This is a genomic window from Hassallia byssoidea VB512170 (genome assembly GCF_000817785.2).
GTDB lineage: Bacteria > Cyanobacteriota > Cyanobacteriia > Cyanobacteriales > Nostocaceae > Hassallia > Hassallia carrinoi.
Genome location: NZ_JTCM02000123.1, coordinates 1 through 18,631, shown reverse-complemented (window position 1 = coordinate 18,631; position 18,631 = coordinate 1). Strand labels below are relative to the sequence as shown.

The 18,631-nt window shown below is 42.8% G+C and carries 14 protein-coding genes and 1 tRNA gene; 3 read left to right on the top strand and 12 right to left on the bottom strand.

Annotation, left to right across the window (positions count from 1 at the left end):
* Positions 1 to 309: 309 nt before the first annotated feature.
* The 10 genes from PI95_RS30195 to PI95_RS30150 all read right to left on the bottom strand — a co-directional run bounded on the left by PI95_RS30195 (position 310) and on the right by PI95_RS30150 (position 10,763).
* On the bottom strand, positions 310 to 1,431 hold the full coding sequence (locus PI95_RS30195) for a nucleotidyltransferase domain-containing protein (RefSeq protein ID WP_039752887.1): 1,122 nt from the start codon (positions 1,429 to 1,431) through the stop codon (positions 310 to 312).
* A 254-nt stretch (positions 1,432 to 1,685) separates the two neighbouring features.
* Entirely contained in the window at positions 1,686 to 2,912 is a 1,227-nt protein-coding gene (locus PI95_RS30190) for a PqqD family peptide modification chaperone (protein WP_039752885.1), read from the bottom strand.
* Positions 2,913 to 2,914: 2 nt separating this feature from the next.
* Positions 2,915 to 4,738: an ABC transporter ATP-binding protein gene (locus tag PI95_RS30185; protein ID WP_039752884.1), complete on the bottom strand. Its 1,824-nt coding sequence runs from the start codon at positions 4,736 to 4,738 to the stop codon at positions 2,915 to 2,917.
* 40 nt (positions 4,739 to 4,778) lie between these two features.
* Positions 4,779 to 5,711: a phosphoenolpyruvate carboxykinase (ATP) gene (locus PI95_RS30180; protein ID WP_039752883.1), complete on the bottom strand. Its 933-nt coding sequence runs from the start codon at positions 5,709 to 5,711 to the stop codon at positions 4,779 to 4,781.
* 216 nt (positions 5,712 to 5,927) lie between these two features.
* A complete protein-coding gene (locus PI95_RS30175; RefSeq protein WP_039752882.1) occupies positions 5,928 to 6,140 on the bottom strand; it encodes a lasso RiPP family leader peptide-containing protein in 213 nt (70 codons plus the stop codon).
* A 168-nt stretch (positions 6,141 to 6,308) separates the two neighbouring features.
* On the bottom strand, positions 6,309 to 6,521 hold the full coding sequence (locus PI95_RS30170; protein ID WP_039752881.1) for a lasso RiPP family leader peptide-containing protein: 213 nt from the start codon (positions 6,519 to 6,521) through the stop codon (positions 6,309 to 6,311).
* A 129-nt stretch (positions 6,522 to 6,650) separates the two neighbouring features.
* The gene (locus tag PI95_RS30165; RefSeq protein WP_039752880.1) at positions 6,651 to 8,672 is read right to left on the bottom strand and encodes a lasso peptide isopeptide bond-forming cyclase; all 2,022 of its coding nucleotides are present in this window, start codon (positions 8,670 to 8,672) and stop codon (positions 6,651 to 6,653) included.
* Positions 8,669 to 9,109: a lasso peptide biosynthesis B2 protein gene (locus tag PI95_RS30160; RefSeq protein ID WP_373695726.1), complete on the bottom strand. Its 441-nt coding sequence runs from the start codon at positions 9,107 to 9,109 to the stop codon at positions 8,669 to 8,671. The genes PI95_RS30165 and PI95_RS30160 overlap by 4 nt, the downstream gene beginning before the upstream one ends.
* The gene (locus tag PI95_RS30155; RefSeq protein ID WP_039754021.1) at positions 9,093 to 9,407 is read right to left on the bottom strand and encodes a PqqD family peptide modification chaperone; all 315 of its coding nucleotides are present in this window, start codon (positions 9,405 to 9,407) and stop codon (positions 9,093 to 9,095) included. The genes PI95_RS30160 and PI95_RS30155 overlap by 17 nt, the downstream gene beginning before the upstream one ends.
* Before the next feature lie 1,023 nt (positions 9,408 to 10,430).
* A complete protein-coding gene (locus PI95_RS30150) occupies positions 10,431 to 10,763 on the bottom strand; it encodes a hypothetical protein (protein WP_039752877.1) in 333 nt (110 codons plus the stop codon).
* A gap of 558 nt (positions 10,764 to 11,321) precedes the next feature.
* On the opposite strand from PI95_RS30150, the gene PI95_RS30145 reads away from it, so the two are divergent.
* Both PI95_RS30145 and PI95_RS30140 read left to right on the top strand, forming a co-directional pair.
* Positions 11,322 to 11,393: transfer RNA gene (locus PI95_RS30145), tRNA-Gln, on the top strand.
* Positions 11,394 to 12,228: 835 nt separating this feature from the next.
* Positions 12,229 to 14,445 (top strand): GumC family protein, encoded by a 2,217-nt coding sequence (locus tag PI95_RS30140; protein WP_039752876.1) that lies wholly within the window; start codon positions 12,229 to 12,231, stop codon positions 14,443 to 14,445.
* A 101-nt stretch (positions 14,446 to 14,546) separates the two neighbouring features.
* Here the strand turns inward: PI95_RS30140 and PI95_RS30135 are convergent, their stop codons facing one another.
* Positions 14,547 to 15,026: a hypothetical protein gene (locus PI95_RS30135; RefSeq protein ID WP_039754020.1), complete on the bottom strand. Its 480-nt coding sequence runs from the start codon at positions 15,024 to 15,026 to the stop codon at positions 14,547 to 14,549.
* A 214-nt stretch (positions 15,027 to 15,240) separates the two neighbouring features.
* Here PI95_RS30135 and PI95_RS30130 point away from each other — a divergent pair, with 214 nt between their 5' ends.
* Entirely contained in the window at positions 15,241 to 16,524 is a 1,284-nt protein-coding gene (locus PI95_RS30130) for a hypothetical protein (RefSeq protein WP_039752875.1), read from the top strand.
* A 203-nt stretch (positions 16,525 to 16,727) separates the two neighbouring features.
* Here PI95_RS30130 and PI95_RS30125 read toward each other — a convergent pair whose 3' ends face one another.
* Complete coding sequence (locus PI95_RS30125; RefSeq protein WP_039752874.1) at positions 16,728 to 17,873, bottom strand: SpoIID/LytB domain-containing protein; 1,146 nt, start codon at positions 17,871 to 17,873, stop codon at positions 16,728 to 16,730.
* Between the last annotated feature and the right edge of the window lie 758 nt (positions 17,874 to 18,631).

The window sequence follows — 18,631 nt, the reverse complement described above, 5'->3', positions numbered from 1 at the left end:
ATCCTCAACACGATAGCGAGTCACAAAGGATGTTCGCGCTTCGCGTCTGGTGAAGGAGAAGCCTGTCCATTTTTGTCCGGGTTCAGTCCAAGGGGGATAATTTGTCTTACATTATTACATTTGTAGCACGCATTTAGCGAATGCCTTACCAATTACATTTGAAAGCAGAAGAAAGAAAATACAACGATTTTTATCATTACCAAAATTGTTAATGGCTAATATTAATTAACCATTAACAATTACGAAAAAGCTCTTATTCACAAATGGCTTCTGATTTCTATATTTTCATTTTTGCTTCCACAAAACACATTAGGAAAAGGTGTTTTCGCGAGTTCTCAACCAGAGAAGGAAAGATTCTAGATACAAAAGTTTATCTTGCAAGCGTTCTCTAACCCGAATTTGGTAGATAGTCGTTGTCAAAAATCTCTCTGGCGCATCGGTTTCTGGGAAAAAATCTTTGCAGACGGAATCAGCGAGAGAAGTTACCTCAGAATCAGCTTTTATTCTCTGCCAAACTTCTGTAGGAATGCTTACTCCTAGTAGTTCATTAACTAAAAAAAGACCAAGAAATAGTATTCGCCTACAGCCAAATTTGTTAGATTGCGCTATGACTTTTTCCCAATTAATCCCTGGATGATTCCGAATTAATTCGGCAATGTCGGCAAGCCATCCTACCACTTCCCAACGATGCCTAGACCCATGAACACACAGGATTGGCAGCCAATCTTCCAAAGAAAGATTTGGTATTGTTGTACCAAAAAAAGCAAAAGGCTCAAGTTTGTCCCATAAGTCTTTAGCTTCAATTGGGCATGTATACTTAGGCGCAATTCTCCAATGTATCTCTAGAAGAATTGCTTTATCCTGATTAAAAAAGTTATAGGAATGCTCAGTTTTAGCTTGTAAAAAAGCTCTTTCCTGGCTAGGAGTCAATTTAATCTCCGGTTGATATCCCAGAGAAAGCAGCACTTCTTTAAATTCCAAAACATCTGGCTGTTGAACCATGACATCCAAATCGCCAGACTGCCGAAGTGCTAAATTGCCGTATATTGCAGTAGCTAAAACTTGACCTTTGTATGGTAAAGCGACAATTCCACGCTCTTTTAAAAGACCGAGGATTTTTAGGAGTTCTCCACTGAGAAATAAGTTGCGTTGAGCATTTCTCTGAAAAAGTTCTCGGAGTTGGTTAAATGCTTCATTAGGAACTGCATTCGCACAAATTTTGTTGAGGCTGTTATATAAAAGTGGCATTAACTTGTGTCTATATGCTGTTGCAATTAGGTATTGCCAATCTATATCTTCCTTAACTAAAGATTTGATGCGTTGAGCGCGTTCATCATCTATCTGGGTACGAGCGCAAGAAAGAAGTAGCTCAACTTCGGGGCGGGTATTGATATTCTGGTTTTTAGTGTATGGTTTAGAAAAGGTTTTCATCACTGCGAAAGCTGGTCATTATTAGAATATTTTTACTTTGTTAATAAGTTTTGCTCAGGAAGTAAAGCGATGTCTGAGGACAAGCCATAAAGCTTGGTGCAGTCGCTCATGGGGAGCCACTCCGTTGGACGGGTTCCCCGGCTTGAAGGAAGTGGCGTGGAAACCACGGCAGGTGCGTGACTGTCGGCAAAGCGCGATAGCGCACTGGCTCCCCTTGGCGTTAGCCTCTCCCAAAGGGAGAAGACCGCGCTGCTTCACCGCTTTGCGTCTACGCTTTTAACCAGCAAACCCTGAGTGTACAACTCATCTATAAATGTCTCCACATCACACCGGAGTGTGGCTTCTTCAACGTCGTAGCTGCTTAATAGTGACATAACAACTTGTTCCACATCGCCATGTTGAGCGTAAGCTTGCCAAATATCAGCAGCTACACCAGTCAAGCAAAAGCTTTCACCAGTTGCCAAATTCCCAACCACAATCTGTCCCTCATACTCTCCAAAGATGACTTGTGACCCTGGTTGAATGAGTCCTTTACTCTCCGGCTGAATCTGGATAATTGGAGCTTCAGTAGCAGCTTTGAGTCGATTTTTCAAGCAGATTTCTGGAGGAATCAAAAGCCAACAACCCTCTATCTTTTCAGTCACAGGATTCCAAACAAAGCGGTCTGGTTCATTCCAGCTAAAACAGATATTGTCTGTTTTCCCCACCCAGTAGCGGATTCCATCTAGTTGTGCGAGGCAGTGTGCTTGCCAGTCTGGGTAACTATCGCCGAGGTCTTCTGGTGCATAGTCATGAATATCTTGAGCGCTCAAACAAGCTTTAACGTGCGGTTCACGAGATGCGATCGCTCTTCGCAAATCTGGATGAGAATAAAGCACTGCAAATATTACTGCCTCATGAGAATGAGACTGCAAAAAGTTGCTCAGTCGAGAACCAGTAAAAACACAGTCATCCACCACTACCCAAGGCACATCGGGCGATGGCGGTGGTTCTAATTGTTCGGGAGTCAACCCCAAAGCGTAAGCCAGCATTGCCAAAACTATCAGCCCTCCACGGGGAATCCCAGTAAAGTGAAACTCCTTTAATTCCTCATAACCAAAGCGATCTACTAATTGTTTCGCCAGACGCTCACAATCCGCTTCCGCTTGACGATAACTGATGTAGCGCAGACGAGTTATGTTCAGATTCAAATCCGGGAGTTCTCTAGCAATTCGCACTCTACCAGCTTCATCCAAGCAACCCAACACAAAAAGTGCAGGTTGAGGAGTGGGACGAACAATTAATATGTTTCCGGGCATTTCTGCCCAGATGGGACTGCTGGCAATAGCTTGAGCTAGCCCAAAAAGTGCCTCGGTGGGTTCCTTTAGCTGAAGTTCACGGCTGTACTTAGCCAAGGCTTCTGAGTCGATAGGAATGCCGTATATTTTAGGTAATGATACGGATGGCAGTCGTGCCTCGTTTTGGCAGAGAATTTCTTGCATAGTTAAACAGGAACATTACTAGTAACTTCCATTTGCTCTTTCCAAGACTGGGCATAAAAACCACCCTGAGCCAGCAATTCATCATGGCTTCCTGATTCCACAATCTTACCGGCACGCATGACGTGAATTATGTCAGCCCGCATTGCCAAGGTGAAGCGGTGAGTAATTACAACCGCAGTCCGTCCATTTGCCATAGTGCGGAATCGCTCCAACCAATCAAACTCTGCCCAAGGGTCCATTGCACTGGTCGGTTCATCCAGAATAATGATTTCGGCACGTCGCAAAAATGCTCTTGCCAAAGCAAGACGCTGCCATTGTCCGCCGCTGAGTTCTGTACCTTCAGGAAACAACTTGCCTAATATTGCGTTGTAACTTTGAGGTAAGCTAGCAATTTTCTCATGAATGCCAGCATTTTTAGCTGCCAACTCAATCTCATCTAAGCTTGGAGTTGCTGACCAATCGCCCAAAGCAATGTTTTCGGCAGCGGTGACGTAGTAAGAAACAGGAAACTGGAACAAAACTGTAATTAAACGCTGATATTCTATAACAGATAAATCGCGAATATCGATTCCGTCTAGTTGAATGCAACCAGACTCAGGGTCATAAAAACGACAAAGTAACTTGATTAAAGTACTCTTTCCTGCACCGTTATCCCCGACAATTGCGACTATTTTCCCCGCCGGAATTGTCAAATTAAAATTTTCTAAGACAGGGCGATCGCTACCAGGATAGCCAAAACTAACTTGTTGAAAGCTAATTCCTTGTTTCAATTGCTTGGGAATAGCTAGGGGCTGGGTTGGGTTGATAATTTGCGGTTTTAACTCTAAAAATTCAAATAAATTACTGATAAATAAGCTACTTTTATAGATTTGTCCTAGATTACCCAGCAGCGAAACCATTACGCCCCGACTCTGTTGAAACGCCTGGAAAAACAGTGCAAGTTCACCAAGGGTCATCTTTCCTTGCAGGATTCGCCAAACTACCCAACTCAGAGGAGCCATAAAAACGAAAAGTCCCAAAATCGTGGCACTGAAGCGCCCTAAACTTTGGACTTTGAGTATTTGCAGATACTCTGTTCTGAGCCGATGGCGTGATTTTAGGTAAGTAGACTGGAACTGAGAACCTAAGTTAAATAGTCGTAATTCCGCAGCAGTGTTGCTGTTAGTCAGGAGTGCATCGTAATATTCCTGCCGTCGCCGTTCTGTTGTAGTCCCCTGCCACCAACGGTGATAGTAGCGATTAAGATTTAGGATTATATATAAAGATGGCAGCGCACTGATTAATAAAACAACTGCTAGCCATGCACCATAAGGAAGTAATATTGCCGCCATTGCCAGAAGGGTAATGCTGTTTTGCATTCCATTACCGAGATTTTCTAACAGAGACAGGGATTGACCGCTGGCATCGCTACGCGCTCGGTTCAGGCGATCGTAATACTCTGATGATTCATAAAAGGCATAATCTACTGCTACAGACTTTTGATGAATCAAGGTGGTGATATGGTCGTGGACAAATTCAGATTGAGCCGTCCGTACCCATTCCATCACGGTTTGCAGACTTCCTCCTAGCAGCAAGACGCAAACCATTGCTGCTGCTGGAATTATAATCGGTTGAGCGCTCTGCCAAGTCGCCCCAGCCCCCATGACTGCTACTAAACCATCAACCACCGAGCGAGTCAGGTAGACCATCGCAACTGGCATGAGTCCCTGAATAACTAGTAATATAGCCCAGGCGATTGTCCATCCTTTAGATGCAGTCCAGACTAAATCTAGTGTTTTTGGCAGATAAGAAATTCGAGCGATCGCTCTGCCTAATCTTCTATTCAAAATTTTAAATCCCTTTCTTTTTCATTTTTAAAATATACCCTTAGGCAGATGCAAACAATTGAATATTCTTGTCTTCATCAAATATTGTTTGAGCAATATCTTCTTCTATTAGCTTGACTAACTCCGGTAATCCAGCTAAAGAACTTTTTCTTTTTAAACGACATATCGATACATTCTTCACCAAATTAGCGCACTGACGCAGATGAGAGCTAACAAACTCTGGTGTAGTTAGTAAGTCGGTAGCGCGGGAGTGGCGAACCAGTTCCATCAGAGCATTTTGAGGTGACAGAGGCTGTATTTCGTTGTGCGTTGCTGCCACATTTTCCAGCACATAAATCCGCTTGACTGGTAGAGCAATTTGTGAAAATCCAAGGGAGAGACGATTATTCCGTTTTGCTACCCCAGCATGAATTGAAGTTAATCTCTCAAAGTCGTATCCTAAAGAAGCCGCTGCATCTGGTAATAGTTTCACTTGGGGAAAGCTGGGAAAAGCAATCGGGGGGTTACTCTCAACTTTTATCGCCATCACATCGTCTGTGAGTAAACCATACCCTTGATTGTAAAAAGCATTCGCTAAGGTTGATTTACCCCATCCTGAATGACCCAAAAACGCTACTGCTCCATTATTGATCGCAATGCTACTGGCATGAAGGACGAGATGCGATCGCTGTCGCAGCAACACGGCAAAAGCTGGTCCCAAAATAAAAGGACGAAGCAAATCCTCATCAATTCCTGGGTCTGGTTCGACAACAATCTTGCGTCCCGACTCTACCAAAAACCTGCCCGCTGTAGAGTTTTCTAACTCTAAAAATGCCACTAGCTTGTTAGCACCATCAGCTGTTTGTGTTTCTAACTGGCTAAGGGAGCGCAGCGAAATCACCACATCCGGCTTTTGTGAAACTTCACTCTTGCTGAGTTCCGGAAAAGGAAACTCAGAGTGAATGCGGAGATTATAGGCAGTATAAGCAAACACCTTTGAGTATCCTTGGACAAAATTATAGTTGGCTATTATGATTGTGTTAACCTGCTTTCCTTCTTCAAAAGGAAGGATAAAAAAGGGCTACGGATGCCCGTAGCCCTTTGCTAGGCAAGCTCTAGCTTCGACAACGAAGGTAGATTGATTGCAAGGACTTTAAAAGCTGTTTATTCAGCTTGCTGTAGCGGCTACTACAGCATTCCTTGCTCTCTATTACACACCCTTCGCGGAAGGATTCACGCAATCACCTTTCTTCGGACCGGTTTTGTAGGTTATGCAAGCATTCAGTGAACCAGTACCATTTTGGTTTGTTGCGTTCGTCTGACCGTAAAATACATCGCCGTCTTTACTGTCGAAAGAGTAAGCCGTGATATTGCTGACGCTTCCGTGTTTGACGAGTTGTGGTGCTTCGTAGCTTTTCTTCATTTGAGAACTCCTGATTGTTGGTTGTAAACCCGAACTGTTAATTTGATTCAGATAACCTTTTACTAGGCAAGCTCTAGCTTCGACAAAGAAGGTAGATTGATTGCAAGGACTTTAAAAGCTGTTTATTCAACTTGCTGTAGCGGCTACTACAGCATTCCTTGCTCTCTATTACACACCCTTCGCGGAAGGATTCACGCAATCACCTTTCTTCAGACCGGTTTTGTAGGTTATGCAAGCATTCAGTGAACCAGTACCATTTTGGTTTGTTGCGTTTGTCTGACCGTAAAATACATCGCCGTCTTTACTGTCGAAAGAGTAAGCCGTGATATTGCTGACGCTTCCGTGTTTAACCAGTTGTGGTACTTCGTAGCTTTTCTTCATTTGAGAACTCCTGATTGTTGGTTGTCAATCCGAACTCTTAATTTAAGCTTAGAGTAACGGCATCTCTATTGTTACATATAAACTGTGAAAAAGCAAAAATTATTACTAACTTTTATAGTGAACTGTTCTCTATAACTTGCTGTAACGCAACCACAATGCCAACATCGCTCCTTTCCAAACTGGCAATCGCTCTTCCTGTAGATTAACTTTGCTTGCAGATATTAATCGCTCATATGCTGCACGCAAGACATTTGTGTCTACGTAAGTTTCCGCAGCTTGCAAGTGGTTGAGCATTACCTCATCTAAAACTTTTCGATCTAGTGTCAGTAGACCGTACTGAAAAGTATGGGACATATTGCCTTTGCCCAGACGCCACTGCACTTGGTCAGGTAAAACATTTTTCATGGCACGGCGCATGACTAAGCGCGACCATCCTTTGTTAAATTTCTGTTCAGGAGGCAGAGACAGACAAAACTCCAGCAAGCGTTTATCCATAAACGGGTGACGAACTTCGACTTGAAAAGCTGCTGCATAGCGATCTGATATCTCTAGCGCTTGGGTTATTACGCCAGAACTAAGACCGCGCCAGTGACGTTCCCTTTCTGTACACGGGAAACTTGACAGAAAGTCTTTAAAAAGCTCGATACGCTTCTGCAAACCGATGCGCCTCGCAAAGCTGCGGTTAATCATCGATTTGTCAAGGTTTGTATTAAAACTATGTCCGCGTAGAAAGTGCCAAACTTTGAGCATGAACTGCGGAAGCAAAGGTTTTAAGCCGTGGCGCAGAAAAATCTGCCACCGGGAAACGCTAAAGTGTTTCAATAACTCATTGGTCTGTTTAACAAAAGCAATCAACTTCCATTTGCGTGCCAGCTGTTCCAAAGATGTCAGACCATACTGTCGCAGAATACTCATTTGTGACGCACCAGTGAGTTCATAAACAGCGTCAAGTTCAAGAGCGAAAGTTGCCCATTCTCCTTTATTTGCCAGTTCAGCGAAATAACCCTCGCCGTGCGATATCGTATTATCGCCATCAAAGCCATCTAAGACAACTCGGACACCAACTTTTTGAGCAGCATCGTTCAATTCCCAAGCCAAGAAATGTGTAGGTGCGGAAATGGCTTCATCTTGATAGCGGAAAATTTCCTCTAAGTTTGACAAAGGACCCATTTCATCAGCGTGGACATAGTGAGGAATCATGTCACCTTGGGCAATCACAGCCTCAATAAAAGAGCGCTCGTCACTTTCGGGAACAGCATCAAAGATATTTGAGAAGGTGTGCAATGAGCGATTTTTTCCTTCTTGTATCAGCAACTGTCGTGCCATACAAGTAATAGAAGAAGAGTCCAACCCACCACTGAGATGAGAACCCACGGTAAAAGCGCTACGCAACCGACACCGTACAGCTTCGGCAAAGATTTTCTGCAATGCTTCGGCATATTCTTCATCAGAATTCAGCCGTAGTTCCCGCTTCGGGTCAAGCGTCCAGTAAGACTGTATTTGTATACCTTTGGCATTCACCGTTAGGCTACTTGCCGGAGGAAGGCGAAAGATATCCTGGTAAAAGGTGTTGGATTTATCTTGCAAGTTTGCTGCCAGATAGTCACCTACCTTCACCTCATTGAGTTGGCGTGGTATTTCTTGCAAACACAATAAAGCTTTAATTTCAGAGCCAAAAGCAAAAATTCGACCTGTTTGAAAGTGATAGTAGAAGGGCTTAACACCGATGTGGTCTCTAGCACAGAATAGTATCTGCTTTTGTTTATCCCAAATTGCAAAGGCAAAATCACCTAAAAGATGCTTTGGGCATTGTTCGCCCCATTTTTCGTAAGCAGCCAATATCAACTGGCTATCCGTAATTTTCTCAGATGCACAGTTATTTAATTGTAACACACTTATGAGTTCATCGCGGTTATCTATGCGAGCATCTGAGGTAATAATCAAATCGCCTGTAGAGTTAGCTAAAGGTAACTTTTCTAGCAAGGATTCAGGAGTAGTCCACAGCATCCGATGCCCGAAACCGATCGCCCCATCTATCCAGATATCTGCACCATCGGGTCCCCGATGCGCCAGGGTTTCCACCATCATTCCCAAGTCTTCGCGGTCTACAGGGCGATCGCTTAGATAGTGAATACCCATGATGCCACTCATAATTTCACTCCTTCAAGAGACGGCAGTGGAATGAAACGTGAAAGGTCTGCCAGATAACCCATGACAATTAGTCCTTCATGTTCTATCCAAGCGTGAGCTTCTAAAATTCCTTTTTCTCCTTTAGCAACACCGATCCGCAGTTCGCAAGAGTAACCGTAACGACTCATCACCACTTGGGTAGTCAAAGCGCGAGCCAGACACTTTACACCAGGCATATAGCGGCTAACTGCCTTTACAGCCCAAGAAATCTTGCCGACGGACACTTGTGTCACTTGTGGGCGATCGCTTTGCCGGCTAATTTTTGCTATCAGTTTTAAAAGGGTGCGGAAGGGCATTAACCACAACCCTAGCCTGATGGTTGCTAGTAAAATTAAGGTCATGATTAAAAGGTGGCGATCGCCCGCTCCCATCCGAAAAAATTTAAACAGTCGTATTATTTTTGACATCGATTAGTCCTGCTGCCAGAAGGTCTTCAAGCAATGCTTTGAGGTCGCGATCGCACTGTTGAGGTTCAACTTCATACTCTTGCAGAAGGATCGGCTTGATATCTTTCACAGCTTTTGGTTCCTGAATCAAAGTCCAAATCAGCGCTCCCACCTCATTCAAACCGTGATAAACTCCAGTCTTGAGATTGAGAATGACTGCCTCCCCACCCAGATCCGAAGAAATTTGTTCTTGATTTGCCTCTACTATCGAAGACTCTGAGATTTTCTGGTCTAGTTGTTTTAAGTTCATATTTTCTAAATTTCCTTTGGCTATTTGATTAATGATGTATTTACCTTTTGTATAAATCACTTTTCTTGTACTTACGTATCTATCCGGGAAGATTTGACTAAATATCGAATATATTTTTTAGACTTAGGTAAATACTCATAAGCAAATTCACGAACTGTGGAGTATCGCCATACACAAGCTATCAGAATCGATATGCCTGGGTGCATACTTGGAAGCAGAAGTTATAAGGGCAAAATCACTACCTTTAACAGCTAGACAATAATAAATGCAAAAATCGTCACAAAGCCTTTAGGGTCAGCGATCGCCGAGGTTAGATAGCAGTAATTACCCCTGGTATAAAATCTTGAGAAGTTTGCTTGGCTACAATTCGCAGAAAGTAGATTTTACTAAAACAAGCAGCCTGGTATACGTATTTGGTAGATACTTACGTACCCTCTCTTATGGCAGTATACATACGTATGTTATCTTTGGATCTAAGGTTCATGAAAAAAACACATTCTTGTTAAGAGCGTGTAAAGAAAAACAATTTATTCAGGACTTAGGCAAAACATATCTTCTGTAGCGATAATTCATGAATTATCGCACTCGTAAATTAAGGAACTACGGCGATTTTTTGCGTAAGTCCTATTATTATTGGAAACTAACCCAGCATTGAAACTGAGGATAGCCACCAATTGATTGACCGATAAGCCATCACTATTCTTTGAGTGTCATCAACCTTAAGCGTTCTTGAAGATAACTTTCTTTTAGGCAATATTCAAAGATTTTTAAACTGGTGATTACAACTGACAATCAACTCAAGCTGTTGGTGAAAGTTTAATATTGTGAATTTGACTGAAGCGATGTCGGGACGACAACGCTCCGCGAACGCCTATAGTTGCGCCAATTATAAAGCTTATAACTAAAGACGCATCCGATAAAAAATCTATATTAGATAATTTAAACTTATGCTGACTGCAAGCTGCTATAGTATCTTACTAAGTGGAGACATATTGCTTAATGATGTCAAAAATGAGAATCAACTCACAACTCAGGTTGCTCAACGATTGCTTCGCACAGTAAAGCCATCCACATATCTGGTGGTTCGGAGTAGTAATCAATTTCTTCAACTTGATATCGACAAGAGTTAGAGCCGTTTTTTAAAAAAATATAATCACCACGCTTGATACCTTTACCCTGTCCTGTCATATAACCTTTTTTCAAGTCATTTACAAATTCAAATACATAGTCACGTCCGCTGACGTATCGGGTATAATCATAAGTTTTATTCGGCTGCTGTTTGGGTTTATTTAATAAAAAGCTAAACAGCGATGAAAAAACGACCCTGAGGTTGATGCTTGACCTGGTAGAAGACATAAGTAAATTAAAAATAATAATTTGCAAACAGATAAGCAGTTTCTTTTACGCTGACAATTAGCTCTCGTTCAATTTGGGTAATTTATCACAATCATGGATAGCTATAACCTAAATGTATTATCATTTTAATCGACTATTTTTATTTGACAAGGTTTAAATACCTAAAATACCAGGGCAAACAAGTTTAAGATGCAAGACAATTTAAGGCAATGTCTTACATAAGTCGGCAGGCATTCATAAAATGCTTCAATTGTAATACCAATTCTGGCTTGAAGATGCGTAAGCGCACAAATTACGCACGCACGCTTGAACGCTTCTGTGTAGGGGACCCTTCATGAAGGGTTCCCTACACAGATGGGAAGCGCAACCTCACATAGAATTGGTATAACTATTTACTAGTTCGTTAGTCACAAAAACACTCTTAAGGACAATGTTCGCGCTCGGATAGTCATTATCTGGCTTTAGTGAAGGGCAAGGATGTCATTTGTCCAAAATCAGATTTGAAAGCACTTGACATTACACCATGAGTGACTGCTATACTAATTGAAGTGAAATCGTTGGGGCGTAGCCAAGTGGTAAGGCAGCGGGTTTTGGTCCCGCCATTCCTAGGTTCGAATCCTAGCGCCCCAGTATTATGTAGAAGGGCTAGTTGTAATACACTGTCCTTTATTTTTTATCTAAAGTATAAGTAAAGATTAGCGAGAGTTTGAGGGTTAGCCAGAGCGATCGTCTAATATAATTTATACTCTAGGAAGGTTTGATAGCTTCATGTAGCTGAGATTTATTTACAAAGCGCACTCGTATATTTGTTGCTTTAGCAGTAGCTGAAATCTACGAGTTGCAATTTGCCCTAGCGTTGATCGCCTTAAACAAAATATTAACCTGAATCCGTGGAAACTTCTACAAAAAATTACGCTTAGAGACGAAAAAAATATATTTCTGTACTTAAAAATACTCGGCTACACTGAAACAAATTAACTCAAATCTTTGTTATTTAGTTTTATCCGGAAAAGTTTAAAGTTAATTAGTAACACTAAACAAATTAGTCCAACCTGCAACACTTGGATTTAAATACCAAACGTGTTAACTTTATTGGAACCTAATTAGCCTACATTGCAGAGGAAGTTGACTGTATAAAAAGTCTACACTGCTTTGACTGACGATCTATAATGAACCAACCAATTTATCCTGCGTAATGTTACTGTAGTTGTAGTGCATCGCTCCGTTAGGAGATCGGATCGAAAATACTGTCTTCCAGGGTAATAAGCCTATCAGGTGGGTCAAGAGCAATACTCAAGTTCTGCTTGAGATTCTTTGGACTATGAAATTAGTCGGTTTATTCAGTAATTAACCGGGGTGTGCCGAAAGCCAAGGCAGCGTAAGACGAAATTCAACTACGTATGTCTAATTAAAATTAACACATCGTATTCCGAAATTACTGTTAGTAATTTAATTTACCATAGCCATGCTAAAGTCAGAAAAATATCCTCACCCTTTGTCACAAGCGAACACAGCCCAGTTAAATGATGTTGATGAAGGTGGATTAAATCTGGGTCAAGTTGGATCTGCTTTGCGTCGCCGAGCATTGTTAATTGCTGGTGTAACAGGCGTAGTAGCAACGGCGGCGGTGTTGAAAGCAGAACAAGACCCTCCGGTGTATCAAGCTGAGTTTGAGATTTTAACCAAGTCTTTAAGTGCCGAGAATAAGGCTCTAGCCGATGTTCCTCAAACTCTCGGTTCCCAACAGGTAGCAGCTCCTGAGTCTACAAAAGAAGTTCAGACCACGATCGCAGTTTTACAAAGTCATAAAGTTTTAGACCCTGTTGTCGAAAAGCTTCAAGCTAAACATCCTGACTTGACTTACGAGGTAGTTGTTGGGAGTTTAGCGATCGCACCCGAAAAACTAAATATCTTAAAAGTCCAATATATTCATCCTGACGAGAAGGTAGTTAGTGAGGTTTCCAAAGCACTTGCTGATGCTTATTTGCAGTATAGTTTGGCAGAGCGTCAGGCAGATGTAGATCAGGCAATTAAGTTCGTTAACCAAGAAAAAATGCCCTTAGAGCAGCGGGTTCAGGTGTGGCAAAACAAATTGCGAAACCTGCGGTTGGAGAATAAGTTAATTGATCCAGCACAGAAAGCTGGAGAGGTATCTGGACATATTGCGACTTTGACGCAACAGCAACTCGATAATCGGGTGCAGCTACAGCAATGGGTAGCTAAGTATCAAGACTTACAAACAGAGTTAGCCCAACAACCAGGTGCTGAGGCTAGTAATTCATTGTTGAGTGATAATCCTCGTTATCAAAAGTTACTGGATCAGATTCAGGGATTGGATGGTGAGATAGCCAAAAGGTCAGCTATCTTTACAGACGAAGAAGAGGGCATGAAGCGTCTTAATGAACAGAAAGCAACGATACTCTCTTTGTTGCAACAGGAAAGGCTGCGGGTTAATCGAGATTTTCAAAGCCGCATCCGGGAACTGCAAGCCAGAGATCGAGCATTGGATGCAAAAATAAATAGTCTAAATAATTACGTTAAGGATTTGGCAAGTATTAGCCGTAATTACGATAACATTCAGCGGGAATTACAAGTTGCCACTCAAGGTCTGACTCAATTTACAAGCAAACAACAAGCATTGCAGCTCGAGAAAGCCCAAAAGCAACAACCTTGGCAGTTACTCGATCCTAAACTGACTAAAGTGAGCGAACCTGATGCTATTTCAGAAAGTGCTAAGAAAAACTTAGCATTGGGGGCGATGTTAGGCTTACTGTTGGGTGTAGGGGCAGCTTTAGTTGTAGATAAACTCAGCAATGTTTTCTATACTTCTAAGGAACTCAAAGATGCTACTAGACTGCCTTTGTTAGGTGTAGTTCCGTTAAGAAAAGAACTAGCGGCATTGGCGAAGCCAGAAAATGTACGATCAGGAGTGCAACCAGTAAGTAGCATTTCCTTTTTTGAAGTATTTCGCTCTCTCTACACAAATATTCTTCTTTTGGGTTCGGATACGCCAATTCGCTCTCTTGTAATCAGTTCGGCAGGACAGGGAGACGGTAAGTCTACTGTTGCTATACAGTTAGCGCAGGCAGCAGCCGCGATGGGGCAACGAGTATTATTAGTAGATGCGAATCTACGTTGTCCGACTTTGCACAATCGAGTCGGACTGATGAATATTCAGGGATTGACCGATGTAATTTCCCAAGACCTAGAGTGGAGTAATGTAATTGAGCGATCGCCTTTAGAAGAAAATCTCTTTGTCATGAGTGCAGGTCCAATTCCCCCAGACTCAGTAAGGTTACTCGCTTCTCAAAAAATGCAAGATTTAATGGACGATCTGCAAGCCAGTTTCGATTTGGTAATCTATGACACACCGCCACTTTTGGGCTTTGCAGATGCTTATTTACTAGCGGCTAATACCAACGGTATGGTGCTAGTTGCTGGTTTGGGTAAGCTCAAACGTACTGTACTCCAACAAGCATTAGAAGAAATTCAAGTTTCTGGCACTCCCATTTTAGGGTTAATCGCCAATAAATCTAAAGATTCCACACCATCGTCTTATAGCCACTATCAGCAGTATTACAGACAGAGCATGAGTGCTGAACGAGTTGGTGACGATACAGATGACACCACCGCTAATTCCGGGTCAAAGTCTACTTCAATCACAAATATAAAACGACGTTAAAATGGGAATTGGGAATTGGGAATAGGTAATTGGGAATAGGTAATTGGGAACGCATTTACCCATTACCCATTTTCCATTACCCATTACCCATTCCCCATTCCCTATTTTTCCGGCGATTTGAGAGCTTGATCGAGAACTTGCCTTGCTTGTTCTGCTTTAGTTCGCGCTTCTTGATAACGCATATTAGCTTGGGCAAAATTTTTCAGAACTTTAAAACCTTCTTTGAGTCGGGTAATTTCCTCCTCAGTCACTGACTGATCGCTAAAGAGGACATCAACTGCTTTGCGAATTTCCAATGCTTCAGCACGGGAATCTTGAACCTTGAGCTTGAGTGTAGCAAGATTGCTCAAAACTTGGACAGCTTGTGTAATCGCATCTTCACCGCCGGCAGTGTCAATTGGTGCTTCTTTCACCTCAATCAATTGTTGAGCACCAAATCCCTCTTCTAATTCCGTGGGTAGTTTACCTGCTTCCATTAGTTCCATCAGCTGATCCATCGCTTTCTCACGGGCTTTAGCTGAATCTTTGCCGGAAACAGTGAGAATGATTTCTGGGCTTTGAGCAAGAGTGTACTGAACCATATCTAAGCAAAAAAGTTGCTGGTTAACCAAGCCGAGGGAAACTATTTTAACATGAAGTGAGTAACAACAAGTTGTTTCTAAATTTTAAAAAATAATTTTGAATTTTACATTTTGCTCTTCAGTTGAGCAGTTGCTTTGCAGGGTTTACCAAAGCAACAAAAATAAAACTTTATACTAAAAAAGGGAGAATAAATTTTCATAGGAGGGAAGAGCAATGGCTCCCAATCCCACCATTATGCAGGCTGTGGAACAATTGGGCTATCGTGTCACCGTTGGTGATGTGGCAACTCAGGCAGGATTGAATGTTGCGGAGGCGAATCAGGGCTTATTAGCTCTTGCAACTGATGCTGGCGCACATTTGCAAGTAGCAGAAACAGGTGATATTGTTTACCTGTTTCCCAAAACTTTTCGAGTAATTTTACGTAATAAATATTTGCAGTTGCGATTGCAGGAATGGTGGAAAAAGGTATGGGGAATTCTATTTTACCTAATTCGCATTTCCTTTGGAATTTTATTAATTGCTTCGATCGCTCTGATGACGATCGCCATTATCATCATTATTACTGCGATCAACTCAGATCGCGACGGAAACGGCGGTGGAGGTAATTCTAGCAATCATAGCGACGGTTGGGGCTTTTTCTATTTTCCCGATTTATTCTGGTATTTTAGCCCAGATTATCGCACTCACTACCAAGAACGGCGGCGAGCGAAAAGCGATCTGAATTTCTTTGAAGCTGTCTTTTCATTTTTGTTTGGTGATGGCAATCCTAACACCAAATTAGAAGAACGCCGCTGGCGAGAAATTACAAGTGTAATTCGCAACAACCGTGGTGCAGTGGTAGCTGAACAAATTTCTCCCTATCTAGATAATATCGGTGAGAAATATCAACAAGAATACGAAGACTATATGTTGCCTGTTCTCACTCGCTTTAATGGGCAACCAGCGGTAAGTCCCCAAGGAGAGATTGTCTATTACTTCCCAGAGTTACAGGTGAGTGCTGCGAAAAAACGTCCTCAGTCAGCGTCGGTGTACCTGGAGGAATTTCCTTGGCGGTTTAGTGCGGCAAGTTCCGGACAAATCCTGCTTTCGGCTGGGTTGGGTGCAGTTAATTTGGTTGGTGCTTTGGTGTTGGGAAGTTTGTTGCGAGGTGGTATTGTCGCTGCAAAACTGGGTGGACTTGTCGCTTTTGTCCAAGGAATTTACTGGTTGCTGTTGGCTTACGGAATCGGTTTCTTGGGGATACCGCTAGTGCGTTATTTTTGGATTCAATGGCGCAATAGTAAAATTGTCGCACGTAACCGCGATCGCCTTGAGCGTGCCAGACTATTAGCAAGCGAGAAAGATGCATCTTTGGAAAATAAAATCGACTACGCTCATCAGTTTGCGGCTGAAAAAGTCATTGACAATGAAGATTTAGCATACACCACAGAAACTGACTTATTAGAACAAGAGGACGCTGAATGGCAACGGCGTCTTGAGCGGGGGAGTGGTGAATAAGAGGAGGGGGAGAGTTCTTGGGAGGGGGAGCTGGGGAAGCAGGGGAAGCAGGGGAAGCAGGGGGAGAAATTCCCCTAAGTCTCCCTTGTCCACGCCAGGCGCCTCAACGTTCGTGACCTCCGCACGGAGAAAAGCTCCCCTTGTCTCCCTTGTCTCCCATGTCTCCCCACACCACGCTTCCCCGACTCCCCCACTCTTTTTGACTACTTTACTCGAATTGGGGTAAGGGCTACGCCTTGGTAGTAATGCCCCAAAATTTGTAGGTGGTTGACTCCTCGTCGAGCTAAATTATACGCTCCCCATTGACTCATACCTAAACCATGACCGTAGCCGAGTCCTTGAACGACAAAACTACCATCTGTTTGTTTGCTGACGTTAAAGCGAGTACTTTTCAGCTTTAGTGCCGTACGCACTTGTTCGCCTTGTAATACTTTAGTACCTTTGTCACCGACAATTTTCAAGGTTTTAACGCTGCGGAAAGGGGAAAACGCTTGTGGAAGCATATCTTTGACATTGCCCACGCCAGGAATCATGGCGCTGATTTGGGCGCTTGAGAAGGTTTTTACCCAATTGCATTCGCTAATATTTTGGTCGAAGTCTTGAACTGCACGCAGGTAAGGCAGGGTATTTCCCCAAACATCTTCAACGTTTTCGGTGTGTCCGCCAGAACAAGCGTGAAAAACTGAAAGAATAATTTGATTTTTATAAGTTAGTACAAGTCCTGCTGTGGCATCTACTGCTTTATAAGTACCACCGGATTCACTAATTACGCCTTTGTAAATTTGCCAGCGGTCGGGGGTATCGCCGACATCGTAAATGGGATTGCTGCGTTGTTTTTCGCGTTCGTAGAGGGCATAGGTACGAGCGGCGATCGCCTGTGCTTGTAGCGCTTCTTGGGGCCAGTTCGCATCCATTTCGCCACCGATGACGCTGTAGAGATATTCTTCGATATCAACCCAGTTTACAGCGGTTACGCCTTTGTCTGTGGGAACAACCAGAGTTCTGCCTCGATACCAGCGATCGCCTATATAAACGAATCCCTTAGCTGTTGGCTCAATCCAAAATAAACCAGATCGCCATCTATCCAAAGCAACTCCCCCAGGAATCGCTTGGGCATAATAGGAACTCATAGACGGTAATTGTCCTAAAGTGCGACCAGAACCATCTTTAACGATCGCAGTTGTGGAACTGCCGACTTTTACCTGATTAACGCCTCTTTCAATTGCTACGCGCAATATTACAGATGCTTGAGCTGGCGCAACCAAAACAATCCAAAAAAGAATGCCTATCCACCAATGGCGGACTTTAATCTGGGAAAATAAAGACCCTAATAACAGTTGTAACTTCATGCTGATAATTTATTCACACTTCTATACGTTTACAGTTCTGCTTTACAGTAGTTTCCCGGAGATTGCATCGCCACCTCACTAAATATAGATGAACTACCTTAGACTATCAAGTTTCTTTGGGCGCGGTTTTTAGTGTGGATATTGCTCAGAAGATGAAAATGGGGAATGGGGAATGGGGAATGGGGAGTGGGGAGTGGGGAATGGGGAATGGGGAATGGGGAATGGGGAATGGGGAACGCATTTAGTGGGCTGCTGCCTCGACTGTTAGTAATGGAGGCAGCAGTTCTCCAAGAACCACATTTACTGGCAGAGCAAGGAAACGAGAAGGAAAACACGAAACTTCGAGTTCTGAACACGAAACTTCAGCTTCAGAACATGAAACTTCGAGTTCAGAACATGAAACTTCGAGTTCAGAACATGAAACTTCGAGTTCAGAACATGAAACTTCAGCTTCAGAACATGAAACTTCGAGTTCAGAACATGAAACTTCGAGTTCAGAACATGAAACTTCGAGTTCTGAACACGAAACTTCGAGTTCTGAACACGAAACTTCAGCTTCAGAACATGAAACTTCGAGTTCGGAAGACGAAACTCCGAGTTCGGAAGACGAAACTTTAAACTTTTAACTGGGAATGTCTCGTTCTACACTTAAACACCAATGCCCCATGCCCTTTGAAGAGGGGGAAAGGGGAAAGGGGAAAGGGGAAAGGGAAAATGTTGAAATATTTTCACTTCTCTTCGACTGATTTTATATGACT

What these genes read in the sequence shown, in the direction of transcription:
- PI95_RS30195 (WP_039752887.1), bottom strand. Translation starts at nt 1,431, where the DNA reads ATGAAAACCTTTTCTAAACCATACACTAAAAACCAGAATATCAATACC.
- PI95_RS30190 (WP_039752885.1), bottom strand. Translation starts at nt 2,912, where the DNA reads ATGCAAGAAATTCTCTGCCAAAACGAGGCACGACTGCCATCCGTATCA.
- PI95_RS30175 (WP_039752882.1), bottom strand. Translation starts at nt 6,140, where the DNA reads ATGAAGAAAAGCTACGAAGCACCACAACTCGTCAAACACGGAAGCGTC.
- PI95_RS30170 (WP_039752881.1), bottom strand. Translation starts at nt 6,521, where the DNA reads ATGAAGAAAAGCTACGAAGTACCACAACTGGTTAAACACGGAAGCGTC.
- PI95_RS30165 (WP_039752880.1), bottom strand. Translation starts at nt 8,672, where the DNA reads ATGAGTGGCATCATGGGTATTCACTATCTAAGCGATCGCCCTGTAGAC.
- PI95_RS30155 (WP_039754021.1), bottom strand. Translation starts at nt 9,407, where the DNA reads ATGAACTTAAAACAACTAGACCAGAAAATCTCAGAGTCTTCGATAGTA.
- PI95_RS30150 (WP_039752877.1), bottom strand. Translation starts at nt 10,763, where the DNA reads ATGTCTTCTACCAGGTCAAGCATCAACCTCAGGGTCGTTTTTTCATCG.
- PI95_RS30140 (WP_039752876.1), top strand. Translation starts at nt 12,229, where the DNA reads ATGCTAAAGTCAGAAAAATATCCTCACCCTTTGTCACAAGCGAACACA.
- PI95_RS30135 (WP_039754020.1), bottom strand. Translation starts at nt 15,026, where the DNA reads ATGGTTCAGTACACTCTTGCTCAAAGCCCAGAAATCATTCTCACTGTT.
- PI95_RS30130 (WP_039752875.1), top strand. Translation starts at nt 15,241, where the DNA reads ATGGCTCCCAATCCCACCATTATGCAGGCTGTGGAACAATTGGGCTAT.
- PI95_RS30125 (WP_039752874.1), bottom strand. Translation starts at nt 17,873, where the DNA reads ATGAAGTTACAACTGTTATTAGGGTCTTTATTTTCCCAGATTAAAGTC.